Raw genomic sequence first — 12,848 nt, 5'->3', positions numbered from 1 at the left:
GCAATTACCTGCACGTCAAGGCGAACAGCTCCAGCGCTCCTACGGCGCTCAGCCCAGGAACGCGCCCAGCTCGCGGCGGTGCGCGGCCACCCAGTCCCGCGCGTCCCGGATGTCGTCGACGACTCCGCTCGCCCGCAGGGCCGCCATGCCACGTTCACCGCGCTCGGCGCCGGACTCGATGCCTCGCGCGCACCGGTCCTGCCACCGCAGGACCCCGTCCAGGAGCCGGTCGGTGTCATCGAGGCCGTACGCCTCGCAGATCAGCGCGATCCGGCGGGCGGTCCCGCGTACGTCGGTGACGGCCGGGCCGAGGTCCAGGTACTGCCAGCAGACATGGGCGACGTCGTGGACACGCTCGCCCGGGCCGGCGAGGTCCCAGTCGACGAAGGCCACCGGCCGCCACGTGGTGTCGTAGACGGTGTTCTTGGGGGCGAGGTCGTTGTGGCAGACGACGTCCTGATCGCCGGCCGACGCTGTGCCGTGGGTCAAGTCGTGGAAGGCGCGGACGAGTTGTGCGACCCGGACCAGGGTGTCGTCGCCGCGGGCGGCCGACCGCTCCTCGGGACCGACGGCCGCCCGCCCCTCGATGTACTGGAACACCTCCCGCCCTCGCTCGTCCGTACCGAGGAAGCGCGGCGCCCCCGCCCACCCCCGCCGCTCGAACAGCGCGAGCAACTCGCTGACGTACCGCGACCGTTCGGAGGGCGTACGGCGTACGGTCGCCCCGACCCGTACGACCTCGTTCACCGCGCCTCCGCCGAGCACCGACTCCTCCACGTGACCTGCCTCCCCGAACTCGTTCGACCAAATGAGTATCGCTGGGCGTGAGATCGGGACGGGACGGGCCAACAGCCGCTAGGTACCGGCGGGTTCAGGCACCGTCTCCGTGAGGTACTCCTCCGTGATCTCATTCGGGCCGAACGGCCACACCTTCTCGAAGCGGGCCCAGACGACGAACGCGACACAGCCGAGGGCGAGCCAGGCGAGGGACCACTCGATGGGGTGGCGGCCCGGGGAGTTCTTGTCGGCGTAGCCGTAGATCACGCACCAGCCGACGAAGGCGATGATGCTCGGTACCGGGTAGAGCCACATGCGGTAGGGGCGGCGGAGGGTCGGCTGGCGTTTGCGCAGGACCGTCAGGGCGATGATCTGGGCCAGCGCCTGGACGATGACCATGACCGTGGTGAGGAGCTGGATCAGGGTCGCGAGGTCGGTGTGGCGGCCGATGAGGAAGCCGATCGCCGTGATCACGCCCATGGTGGCCAGGCCGAGCATCGGGAAGCGGTGCTTGGGGTGGAGTTTGGCGTAGGGGCGGAAGAAGACGCGTTCGCGGGCCGCGTCGTAGGGCACCCGGGAGCCGCCGAGAAGGCCGGTGAAGACCGAGGCGAAGGCCGTGATCAGGATCAGGACGGTGACCGTGTCGGCGGCGCCCTTGCCCCAGGTCTTCTCCAGGACCGCGGAGGCCACCGAAGTGGAGGCGATGTCGTTCGGGTTGATCATCCGGTGCCAGTCGATGACGCCGAGGGTGCCGATCTGGAGCAGCAGGTAGATCACCATGATGCCGACGATCGAGAAGAGGATGGAGCGCGGCAGGGTGCGGCCGGGGTCCTTGATCTCGGCGCCCATGTAGGCGGTGGTGTTGTAGCCGAGGTAGTCGTAGATGCCGATGGTGAGGCCGCCGGCGAAGCCGAGCCAGAAGTGGTCGCTGCCCAGGTCGAAGGCGTGCGCGGGGTAGGTGAAGGCGAGGTGGCCGCTGAAGTGGGTGGCGGCGGCCAGGATCACCAGGAACACCGAGGCGATCATCACGGTCCACATCACGGCGGTGATGCGGGCGATGTTCTCGATGCCGCGCCAGAGCAGGAGGATCACCAGGGCGATGACGCCGAGGCCGATGAGGTCGCCGGACGTCTGGCCCAAGTCCGGTGCCAGGTAGCCGAGATACTGCACGAAGCCGACCACTCCGGTCGACATGATCAGCGGGATGAAGAGCATCGCCGTCCACACGAACAGGAACGGCATCAGCCGGCCCGTGCGGTACTGGAAGGCCTGGCGGAGATAGACGTAACTGCCGCCGGAGCCGGGCATCGCGGCGCCCATCTCGGCCCAGACGAGCCCGTCGGCGAGGGCGAGGATCGCGCCCGCGACGAAGCCGATGACCGCCTGCGGGCCGCCGAACGCGGCGACCATCAGCGGGATCGTGACGAACGGCCCGATGCCGCACATCTGGCTCATGTTGATGGCGGTGGCCTGGAAGAGGCCGACGCGGCGGACGAAGCCGCCTTCTGGGGGCGGACTACCGGACATGGGGGCTCCTGGAGGGGTGCGTGACGCGAGGGAAGCGGGGTGCGGCGTGCGGGCCGGTATCCGGTGGCTGACTGGGCGATAAAGTTAAGGAGCCTTACTAGACTCGTCAAGAGGGTGTCCCCGATGAGTGAGAATGGTGCGATGCCCGCCAGCGACGCCGTAGAGCAGCACGAACAGCCCTGGAGCCGGCAGCGGTTGCGGAGCGTCAACGAGCGGCTGCTGCTCGACCGGCTGCGCACCGCCGGTGCCGCCTCGCGCGCCCAACTCGCCCGCGAGACCGGCCTGTCGAAGCCGACGGTCTCCAGCGCGCTCGCCGCGCTCGCGGAGGCGGGACTGGTCCACGAGGTCGGCACCCGGGCCCCCGAGCGCGGCCGGACCGCCGTGCTCTACGCCCCCGATCCGGCCGCCGGGTACGCACTCGGGATCGATGTGGGGCGCAGCTGGCTGCGGGTCGCGGTGGCCAATCTGGACGGCGAGGTGGTGGCCCGCGCGGACGTCCGCAACCGGGCCCGCAGCTCGGGCGCCATGGCCGAGCTGGTGGTCGCCACCGCGCACCAGGTCGTGGCGAACTCCGAGGTCGCACCGGCCGCGGTCGTGCACGCCGTGGTGGGAACTCCCGGCGTGTACGACGAGCAGCGGCGGCGGGTGCGGTACGCGATGCATCTGCCGGGCTGGGGCCGGGCCGGGCTGTTCGACCGGATGCGCGAGGAGCTGGGTGTCCCGCTGGAGGTGCACAACGACGCCAATCTCGCGGCGCTGGGCGAGTACACGTACGGCGTCGGCGCGGGCAGTCGGCTGTTCGCGTACATCATGATCGGCACCGGTCTCGGCATGGGTGTGGTCAGCGAGGGACGGCTGTTCACGGGGGCGCACGGCGGGGCCGGGGAGATCGGGTTCCTGCCGTGGCCCGGGCAGCAGAAGCCGGAGACGCTGGAGGACGCCGTGTCCGGGGTGGCCGTCGTCGAGGCGGCCCGGATGTTCGGCATGAGCGGGCAGCAGCTCACCGCGAAGTCCGTGTTCGACGCGGCCCGGCAGGGAAATCCCGCCGCAGTCAAGGCAGTTGAGCTGGAGGGCGAGCGGATCGCGCACACGGTGGCCGCCGCGGCGGCCGTGCTCGATCCGGACCTGGTCGTCCTGGGCGGCGGGGTCGGGCACAGCGTCGATCTGCTGCTCCGCCCGGTGCGCGAGAACCTGCGCGCGCTCACCCCGCTGCGGCCGAAGATCGTGCCGAGCGCGCTGGGCGAGGACGCGGTGTTGCTGGGCGCGGTGGCCACCGCCCTGGGCACGGCACGGGACCTCGTCTTCGAGCGCCGTTCGGCGTCCTGAACAACTCACCCACGGGCAACGGTGATTGACACGCCTCATCCTCCGGCCTACCTTCTCTCGCAGTTAGTAAAGTTTCCTAACTTGACGAGGCTGGAGTCCCCCGTGTTCCACCGCCCCGCCGTCCCCCCACTGCTCAGAAGCCGTCTCACCACGGCCGCCGTGGCCCTCGGCCTGCTCGGTACCCTCACCACCAGCGCGTGGGCGGGAGCCCGGGAGCCGTCGCCCACCCGGGCCCCGGTGACCGCCGTAGGGTCGACCGCCGTAGGCTCGACCGCCGGGGCCGCCACCCCGCTGTCCGGCTACGCGATCCAGTCGTCCGCCAAGGTCACCGACTCCCCCGCGGCCGTCTCCTCCCCCGGCTACCGGGCGACCGGCTGGTATCCGGCAGGCGCGCGCTCGACGGTCCTCGCGGCCCTGATCGCCGACGGCGTGTACGCCGACCCGTTCCACTCGACCAACCAGCAGAAGATCCCGAAGGCCGACTTCCAGGTCCCGTGGTGGTACCGCGGCGACTTCACGGTCGCCGACCGCACGAAGCGCACCTACCTCGACTTCAGCGGGGTGATCTCGGCGGCCGACGTGTACGTCAACGGCAAGCGGATCGCCGAGGCCGCCTACGTCAACGGCGCCTACACGCAGCACGAGTTGGACGTCACCTCGCTCGTCCGCTCCGGCACGAACACGGTCGCCTTCCGCATCCGGCCGAACGACCCGAACAAGAATCTCACCATGGGCTGGATCGACTGGCTCCAGCCGCCGCCCGACCAGAACATGGGCATCGTCCGTGACGTCCTCGTCCGCCGCGGCGGCCCGGTCGCGCTCCGCGACGCACATGTGGTCACGAAACTCGCCGTGCCGTCGCTCGCCTCCGCCGACCTGACGGTCAAGGCGCGGGCACGCAACGACACGAACACTCCCGTCACCGCCGAGGTCAAGGGCAGCATCGGCGCCAAGGCCTTCGCGACGACCGTCTCCCTCGCCGCACACCAGACGAAGACCGTCACCTTCAGCATCCATCTGAACTCCCCGAAGGTCTGGTGGCCCGCGGGCATGGGCGGCCAGCCGCTCTACGGCCTCTACCTCACCGCCTCCGTCAACGGCACCCCCTCCGACACCGCGCACCAGACCTTCGGCATCCGCGATGTCCAGGCCCCGCTGAACTCCTCCGGCGACCGCCAGTACCGCGTCAACGGCCGCAAGTTGCTGATCAAGGGCGGCGGTTGGTCGCCGGACGAGTTCCTGCGCTGGGACCGGACCTATGTCGAGGACCGGCTGAGGTACGCCCTCGACCTGGGCCTGAACACCATCCGCCTGGAAGGGCACATCGAGCCGGACGAGTTCTTCGATCTGGCCGACCGCTACGGCATCCTGACCCTCCCCGGCTGGGAGTGCTGCGACAAGTGGGAGGGCCAGGTCAACGGGGACGAGACCGGCGAGAAGTGGACCGCCGCCGACTATCCGGTGGCCAAGGCGTCGATGGCCGCCGAGGCCGCCCGGCTGCGCGACCACCCGAGCGTGATCTCGTTCCTCATCGGCAGCGACTTCGCCCCCGACGCGACGATCGAGAAGACCTACGTCGACGCGCTGAAGGCGGCCGACTGGAAGACCCCGGTAGTCGCCGCCGCATCCGACAACTCCTCACCGATCACCGGCAGTTCGGGCATGAAGATGACCGGCCCGTACGACTGGATCCCGCCGAACTACTGGTACGCCAAACGCGAGGGCGGCGCCACCGGCTTCAACTCCGAGACCAGCGCGGGCCCCGACATCCCCACCCTCGACACCCTGCGCCGCATGATGACCCCGGCCGAACTCGCCACCCTCTGGAAGGACCCGGGCGCCAAGCAGTACCACCGCTCCCCGTCCCCGGTCTTTAACACCCTCAAGCTCTACGACAACGCCCTCACCGGCCGCTACGGCCCACCGACGAGCCTCACCGACTACGTCCGCAAGGCCCAGCTCGCCCAGTACGAGAACGTGCGCGCCCAGTTCGAGGCCTACGAGCGCAACGCCACCGACACCTCGAAGCCCGCGACCGGAGTCGTCTACTGGATGTTCAACAGCGGATGGACCTCGCTGCACTGGCAGTTGATGGACCGTTACCTCGACCAGGGCGGTGCCTACTTCGGCGCGAAGAAGGCGAACGAGCCGCTGCACATCCAGTACTCCTACGACGACCGGTCGGTCGTCGTGGTGAACAACCGGAACGCGTCCGCCTCCCAACTCACGGCGCGGGCAACGCTGTTCAGCACCGACGGCACACAGAAGTACGACAGGCGGGTGGCCGGGGTGACGGTCTCCGGCGGCGGCGCGCACGGCACCGCGCTCACCCTGCCCGCGTCGGTGAGCGGGCTGTCGACGACGTACCTGGTGCGGCTGACGCTGACCGACGCGTCCGGCAAGGAGGTGAGCCGGAACGTGTACTGGCTCTCCGGCAAGCCCGACACGCTCGACTGGGCGCACACCGACTGGTACTACACGCCGACGACGAGCTACGCCGACCTCAAGGGGCTCAACTCGATGGCACGGGTGCCGGTTTCGGCGAGCGCGTCGACCTCGGCGGGCACGGACGGCACCTCGACCACGACCGTCACGGTGCGCAACTCCGGGAAGGGGAAGACTCCTTCGCTCCTCACCGATGTCCACCTCGTGGACTCGGCGGGCAAGCCGGTGCTGCCGGTGACGTGGTCCGACAACGAAGTGAGCCTGTGGCCCGGGGAGTCGAAGACGCTGACGGTGACCTACCGGACGTCCGAGCTGCACGGGTCGGCGCCCCGGGTGCGGATCTCCGGCTGGAACACGCCGGAGCGGACGGTCCCGGCGGGCTCGCCGGGACCGTCCGGACGGCTCAGCTCACGTTGAGAGCGGTGTCGTCGATGACGAACGACGTCTGGAGGGTGGACCCCTCGACGCCGCTGAACTTGATGGTGGCGGTGGTACCGGCCAGGGAGGAGACGTCGAAGGACTTCAGGACGTATCCGGAGGCCGCGTTCAGGTTCGAGTACGTGGCCAGGGTGGTGGATCCGGCGGTGACCGTCAGCTTGTCGTAGGCGGTGCTGGTGGTGGTCTCCGCGGTGTCGATGTGCAGATAGAAGCTGAGGGTGGCGGAGCAGCCGGAGGGGATGGTCACCGACTGGGAAAGTGTGTCGGTGTGGGCCGTTCCGTAACCGTCGAGCCATGCCTTGTAGGAGCCGGTGCGGGCGGCCTCGCTGGTGGAGCTGGTGATGACGCCGCTGCTGGCGGTCCAGGTGGTGTTGCCGGACTCGAAGCCCGGGTTGCCGAGCAGCTGGGCGGCGGTGCAGGTGCCGCCGCCACCGCCGCCTCCGCCACCGCCGGTGCTGCCGTCGCCGGCCAGCCACGCGGTGGCGTTGAGGGCGAGGGCGGCGTTGGTGGCGCCGGTGTCGTTCCAGCCGTCGTAGAGCGTGTTGCCGGACTGGCCGGTGCCGTCGTCGATGGGCGAGCTGTCGCCCCAGAAAGCGACGCGACCGCTGCCGAAGGTGCTGGTGGCGAAGAACGCGCCGGTGTTGCCGGAGTAACCGCTGCGGTACACGAGGCCCTTGACGTTCGCGTTGTCCGCGGGCTTCAGCGTGGCCGTCGTACCGTCGGCGATCAGGCTCTTGGTGACGGTGCCGAAGGCGCCGTTCAGGACGGCGTTGCTGCTGTCGCTGATCGCTGCGGGGTAGCCGGAGCTGATGTCGAGGGTGTCGATGGAGAAGCCGAACGGGTCGGTCGAGTCGACGCTGTTGTTGGTCATCAGGTCGTTGAGGATCTCGACCGCGTCCTCACCGTCGCTGTTGCGGTCGGCGCCCGTGTGGTCGGAGATCATGAAGAGACCGCCGCCGTTCTGGACGAACGTCATGATCGCGGTCTTCTCGGCCGTCGTGAACAGCGTGTTGGGCTCCGGCAGGACCAGCGTGTCGAAGTTCGACAGGTCGGTCGTCGACGAACCGCCGTACGTGAGCGCGCTGGTGGCGGTCTTCAGGCTGTAACTGCCGGTCTTCTGAAGGGCCACGCCCCACGACGACAGTGCCCCGGTCCAGTCCGTCTCCGAGGACGGGGAGGAGTCCTGGGCCAGCGGGTCGGGCTTGCTGGTGGAGATGATCCAGTCGGCGTTGCCCGCCTCCTCGGCGTGGCCGTCGTCGAACAGGATGCGGTGCGTGGTGGCCGCGTGCGCGGGCGTGGCCGTGGTGGTGACCTGGAGGGCCGCCCCCGTGACGAAAAGTCCCAGGCCGGCGAGGGCGGTGGTGAGTCTGCGGCGGGATCTTCTGGATCCAAGCATCCGGCGAACCTCCGTGAGGGGATGGGAAAGGTGCGGTGCGGGCGCCTGATCTGCGCGCGTAGAACGGTAGTTGGGGAGTTCTACACGCGTTGAACGATTGAAAGGTACATGGCATGAAGGGGTGGTGAACAGAAAGTCGCGGCAATAACAGCCGACAGAACTCGTCGGAGTGGCTCGGCCCGCAGCGGGCACAAGGTGAGAGCGAGGACAACGACAAAGAGGGGCGGAGATGGAGATCTCGGGCATCATCAGTGCCATCATCATCGGCATCATCATTGGCGTGTTGGGACGGCTCGTCGTTCCGGGCCGCCAGCACATAGGCATCGTGCTGACGATCGTGGTCGGCATCGTGGCGGCGCTGCTCGGCGCGGCGATCGCCTCGGGCCTGGGGGTCGCCGACACGAAGGGCATCGACTGGATCGAGTGGCTCATCCAGATCGGCCTGGCGGCCGTCGGCATCGCCGCGCTGGACCGGACACGGGTGCGCCGCTGAGCGGGGGACGGGAAATGCGTTGCGGGTGAGACCCGGCGGCGGCAGGCTACTGCGAGCCCGCCGCCCGGTCCCGTGCTTCGCGTATCCCTCCCGGAGATCCCTTGTCACCACGCGTCATCCCGCTCGTCGACCCGGAGTCCGGCCCGTCGAGCCGTCGTCTCGTCTGGCTCGCCCAGGACGCCGACGGCGTGCCCGTCGGGTCGGCTTCACTGCGCCTGTTCCTCAAGGAGGGGCAGGCGCATCTCGGTGAACTGGAGCTGTCGGTGCACGCCGCCGAACGCCGACAGGGCATCGGCACCCGGCTGTTGGAAGCCGCGGCAGCCGCAGCCCGCGCGGAGGGCCGACGTTCGATCGTCACCCAGGCCCAACAGGGTTCGCCCGCCGACGAGTTCCTGCCGGCCAGCGGCTTCCGTCCAGTACTGACCCTGACGTACGCCCGCCTGTCGCTGGCCGACGCGGATCTCACGGCGATCGGCAAGTACGCCCAACGCCCGCACCCCGGCTATGAGTTGACGGAATGGCACGGCACGGTTCCGGCCGAACTCGCCCGCTCCTACGCCGAGTCGCGCGGCGCGATGGACGACATGCCGATGCAGGACACCGACTACGGCACCGTCGTATGGGATGTGGAACGACTGGTCGCGGCGGCGGAGGCGGTCGCGCGCCGCGGGGAGCTGCTGCACACCGTCGCCGCCGTGGACACGAACGACGGGCGCGTCGTCGGTTTCTCCGAACTGGTCGTACCGGGCGACGGACGCGGCGACGCGCAGCACTACGGTACGGCCGTACTGCCCGCCCATCGTGGCCGCGGTCTCGCCCGCTGGATGAAGGCCGTCTCGATCCACCGGGCGCGTCAACTCCACCCGCTGCTCGCCGGGTTGCTCACGGACACGGCGGACGACAACGCGCCCATGCGGGCGGTGAACGACGCGCTCGGCTATGTGCCGACGCATCGGGCGGTGGAGTACCAGCTCGACCTGTAGACGCCTACGGCTGGTACACGTACGGCGTGGTCGTGGTGAGCGGTGTGAGGCCGAGGCGTTCGAGGATGGGGCGGCTCTGGTCGGAGGCGTCGACCTGGACGTAGCGGTAGCCGCGGTCGGCCGCGATGCGGGTGCGGTGCGCGACCAGGGCGCGGTAGATGCCGCGGCCCCGCCAGCTCTCGACCGTGCCGCCGCCCCACAGGCCGGCGAACGGGGTACCGGGGACCAGTTCCATCCGCGCCGCGCTCACCGGTTCGTCCCCGGCCAGGGCGACGACGGCGACGACCGTGTCCGGATCGGCGGCGAGCTGGGCGAGCAGGCTGGAGCGCAACCGGGAGCTGTCCGTGCCGAAGGCCTTCTCGTGGACGTCCGCCACGAGGTCGACGCTCGCGCGGTCGGTGGCGGGCAACAGGCGGATGCCGTCCGGCAGTTCGGCGTCGAGGGCGAGTGCCGCGATCTCGCCGATCATCAGGGTTTCCCGCGGTTCGGGGGTGAACCCGGCCGCCGTCAGCCGCTGTCCGAGATCCGTCGGCAGATCGTGGCCGTAGAGCTTCCACTCGAAGTCGCGGCCGAGTCCGGTGAAGTACGCGATCTGTTCGGCGATCGCCGCGTCGGCGTCGGTCTCGTCCAGGTCCGCCCACAGGACGCCGTTCCAGCCGTCCGCGCCGGCGACCTGGCGCACCACTCCCCCGGTCCGCTCCACCCGGGCACCGGGTCCGTTGGGCTGGGCGCGTTCGCGCAGGTCGCGGTCGTGGAGGGCGAGCACCTCGGCATGATCCATGCGGCCACTTCAACATCCGCGGGCGAGCCCGGCAACGGAATTATGCGCCCCGGGCGCGGCGCCATTGCCGGGAGCCCTGCTTCCTACTCCACTCACTCCATGTCGAAGTAGTGGCCCGCTTCGAGGTCGGCGATCAAGCCCACCTCCACGGGCTGCCACCCCGTCTGCTTCTGCGTCAGCGTGCTCGACGCCGGGCAGTCCAGCGAGGCGATGAGGCCCAGGAAACCGAAGTGCCCGACCGCTTCCTCGGGCGTCACGCTGCCCGTCGGGACGTCGACACGGGTGCCGATGACCTCCGCGATCTCCCGGAGCGGCAGCCCCTCGTCGCCGACCGCGTGGTACCGCGCGCCCGCCGGGGCCGACTCCAGGGCCCATCGGTACAGTCGGGCCGCGTCGAGGCGGTGCACGGCGGGCCACCGGTTGGTGCCGTCGCCGACGTATACCGACAGGCCCTTCTCGCGGGCGGCGGCGATCAGCGCCGCGACGAATCCCTTGTCGCCCCTGCCGTGCACGGACCGGGGCAGCCGGACGACCGAGGACCGTACCCCGCGCTCCGCGAGCGCGACCGCAGCGATCTCGGACGGCTGGCGGACGGCCGCGAACGACTCCGGGTCGACGCTGTCCTCCTCGGTCGCCACCCGCCCCTGGTCGAGCCCGGGGGTGCCCGAAGTCACCACGAAGGGCTTGTCGGTGCCCGCGAGCGCGTCGCCGATCGTCTCGATCGCGCGCAGGTCGGTGGCGCAGTTGGCGGCGAATTCGGTGAAGTCGTGGATGAACGCCAGATGGCAGACCCCGTCCGCCGCCTCGGCGCCGCGGCGCAGGCTGTCGAGGTCGTCGAGCGAACCCCGGTGCACGGCGGCGCCCGCGGCCGTCAGTGCGTCGGCGGACGCGTCGGAGCGGGCCAGACCGGTGACCGTGTGCCCCGCGTCGAGCAGTTCACGGACCACGGCGGAGCCGATGAATCCGGTCGCGCCGGTGACGAATACTCGCATGCTGCGTTCCTTCGATGGATGGGTGCCGAACCGGGTCGTGCTGTGCTTCCATCGTGGTCGGGGCACCGGTTCCGGGTCCAAAGCCTGTTTCGTATGAGGCAATGCGGATCAGGCATCACTGCTGTTCAGCAGCTATTTCTTCGAGATGTCTGGCGCGTCGCGCAGTACGGTGGGGGCATGACGGACCTCCCTCCCGCGCCCGATCTCGAACTGCGTCTCGTGCGGTACTTCGTCGCCGTCGCCGAGCAGCGTCACTTCGGTCGCGCCGCCGAGACCCTGCACATCACCCAACCGTCCCTGAGCCGTCAAGTCCGGCGGCTGGAGGGGCAGTTGGGTGCCCGGCTGCTGGACCGCACCCCGCAGGGGACTCGGCTCACGGAGGCCGGGGAGGTCTTTCTGCCGCGCGCCAAGGGGCTGTTGCGCGCCACCGCCCAGGCCGCCGCCGAGACCCGCGCCGCCGCGGAGCCCAGCCGTCTCACCGTCGGGTACATGGCGAACCTGTTCGTGACCCCGGCGGTACGCGAGGTACGGCGCCGGCATCCGGACGCCGATGTGCACGTCGTACATCTGGCCTACGACGACGTACGCGCGGCCCTGCTCGAACGGCGGGTGGACGTGGTGGTGGCCCGACTGCCGTTCTCCACCGACGAGTTGGACGTCACGGTCCTCTACGACGAGCCGCGCGTCCTGCTCGTGCCGCTCGACCACCGGCTGGCCGGGAAGGAGTCCGTGACCGTGGACGACATCGCCGACGAGCCCGTGCCGCAGGTCCCCGGGGCGGATCCGGCGTGGGCGGCCTTCTGGCGTATCGATCCCCGGCCCGACGGCCGGCCGGCGCCCGGTGGTCCGGTCGTCCGGGCCCTGGAGGACAAGTTCGAGTTCGTCGCCGACGGACGGGCCGTGGCCATCGCGGCCGGCGTCCGCCCCGGGCAGACGATCCGCCCCGACATCGTCGCGATCCCCCTGCACGGCGTCGAGCCGAGTCATGTCGCCCTCGCGACCCGGGCAGGCGAGCACAACCGACTGCTGTCCGCGTTCCGGAAGGCGGCCCACGCCCTCCTCAGGGCTCCGGCCGATTCCGCCGAACGCCCCGATGGCGCGCACTAGTTGAGGCCCTCTAGCTTGTCCCGTATGACCTTGGACAACATCGCACTGCGGCCGGTGGACGAAGCCGGCCTGGCCGTCATGGAGCGCTTCCTCGGCGACCCGGAGGCCGCGTCGGAGTTCCAGTGGCACGGCTGGAGCGATGTCCGGCGCTGGCGGCGGCAGTGGTCCGAGGATCGTCTGCTCGGCGGTGACCAGTCGTATCTGATGGTGCTCCGAGCCGAGGAGCCCGTGGGGTTCGTCGCCTGGAGGCCGGTCACCACGACGCCGAACTGCCACTACTGGAACATGGGCATCACCCTGCTGCCCGAGGCGCGCGGACAGGGCATCGGGACCGAGGCACAACGGCAGTTGGTGCGCTATCTGTTCGCGCACACCCTGGTGATGCGTGTCGAGGCGGACACGGAGACGGAGAACTTCGCCGAGCAACGCGCCCTGGAGAAGGCCGGGTTCACCCGGGAGGGCGTTCTGCGCAGCGTCGTGTACCGGAACGGGCAGTGGCGGGACGGGGTGCGGTACAGCATTCTGCGCGGCGAACTCCCCTGATCCATCAAGGCAGTTCGTACGGCGGAGGCCCCACCGGTCG

At 70.0% G+C, this 12,848-nt stretch carries 11 protein-coding genes; 6 read left to right on the top strand and 5 right to left on the bottom strand.

Annotated features, from left to right (window positions below; all coding sequences use genetic code 11):
* Positions 1-48: 48 nt before the first annotated feature.
* Complete coding sequence (locus ACWIHT_RS01260) at positions 49-777, bottom strand: phosphotransferase (RefSeq protein WP_456163115.1); 729 nt, start codon at positions 775-777, stop codon at positions 49-51.
* A 78-nt stretch (positions 778-855) separates the two neighbouring features.
* Positions 856-2,304 carry an APC family permease gene (locus tag ACWIHT_RS01255; RefSeq protein WP_456163113.1) on the bottom strand — a complete coding sequence of 483 codons (1,449 nt, stop codon included), beginning with the start codon at positions 2,302-2,304 and terminating at the stop codon, positions 856-858.
* A gap of 141 nt (positions 2,305-2,445) precedes the next feature.
* Here ACWIHT_RS01255 and ACWIHT_RS01250 point away from each other — a divergent pair, with 141 nt between their 5' ends.
* Positions 2,446-3,630 carry an ROK family protein gene (locus ACWIHT_RS01250; protein WP_456164552.1) on the top strand — a complete coding sequence of 395 codons (1,185 nt, stop codon included), beginning with the start codon at positions 2,446-2,448 and terminating at the stop codon, positions 3,628-3,630.
* A gap of 102 nt (positions 3,631-3,732) precedes the next feature.
* Positions 3,733-6,492, top strand: coding sequence for a glycoside hydrolase family 2 protein (locus ACWIHT_RS01245; RefSeq protein WP_456164550.1), 2,760 nt, complete (start codon positions 3,733-3,735; stop codon positions 6,490-6,492).
* On the opposite strand, the gene ACWIHT_RS01240 is transcribed toward ACWIHT_RS01245, so the two are convergent.
* On the bottom strand, positions 6,479-7,909 hold the full coding sequence (locus tag ACWIHT_RS01240) for a hydrolase (RefSeq protein ID WP_456163111.1): 1,431 nt from the start codon (positions 7,907-7,909) through the stop codon (positions 6,479-6,481). The genes ACWIHT_RS01245 and ACWIHT_RS01240 overlap by 14 nt on opposite strands.
* A gap of 229 nt (positions 7,910-8,138) precedes the next feature.
* Between ACWIHT_RS01240 and ACWIHT_RS01235 the strand changes: the two genes are divergently transcribed.
* Positions 8,139-8,402 (top strand): GlsB/YeaQ/YmgE family stress response membrane protein, encoded by a 264-nt coding sequence (locus tag ACWIHT_RS01235; protein ID WP_200709613.1) that lies wholly within the window; start codon positions 8,139-8,141, stop codon positions 8,400-8,402.
* 101 nt (positions 8,403-8,503) lie between these two features.
* Positions 8,504-9,385, top strand: coding sequence for a GNAT family N-acetyltransferase (locus tag ACWIHT_RS01230; RefSeq protein ID WP_456163108.1), 882 nt, complete (start codon positions 8,504-8,506; stop codon positions 9,383-9,385).
* A 4-nt stretch (positions 9,386-9,389) separates the two neighbouring features.
* Here the strand turns inward: ACWIHT_RS01230 and ACWIHT_RS01225 are convergent, their stop codons facing one another.
* Both ACWIHT_RS01225 and ACWIHT_RS01220 read right to left on the bottom strand, forming a co-directional pair.
* The gene (locus ACWIHT_RS01225) at positions 9,390-10,166 is read right to left on the bottom strand and encodes a GNAT family N-acetyltransferase (RefSeq protein ID WP_456163106.1); all 777 of its coding nucleotides are present in this window, start codon (positions 10,164-10,166) and stop codon (positions 9,390-9,392) included.
* Positions 10,167-10,258: 92 nt separating this feature from the next.
* A complete protein-coding gene (locus ACWIHT_RS01220; protein ID WP_456163104.1) occupies positions 10,259-11,158 on the bottom strand; it encodes an SDR family oxidoreductase in 900 nt (299 codons plus the stop codon).
* A gap of 177 nt (positions 11,159-11,335) precedes the next feature.
* Between ACWIHT_RS01220 and ACWIHT_RS01215 the strand changes: the two genes are divergently transcribed.
* Together ACWIHT_RS01215 and ACWIHT_RS01210 are read left to right on the top strand one after the other, a co-directional pair.
* Positions 11,336-12,265: a LysR substrate-binding domain-containing protein gene (locus ACWIHT_RS01215; RefSeq protein ID WP_456163102.1), complete on the top strand. Its 930-nt coding sequence runs from the start codon at positions 11,336-11,338 to the stop codon at positions 12,263-12,265.
* Positions 12,266-12,289: 24 nt separating this feature from the next.
* Entirely contained in the window at positions 12,290-12,808 is a 519-nt protein-coding gene (locus ACWIHT_RS01210; protein ID WP_456163100.1) for a GNAT family N-acetyltransferase, read from the top strand.
* Positions 12,809-12,848 lie beyond the last annotated feature (40 nt).

Source organism: Streptomyces sp. NPDC002276 (genome assembly GCF_053891435.1).
This window is presented reverse-complemented; position numbering and strand designations above follow the sequence as displayed.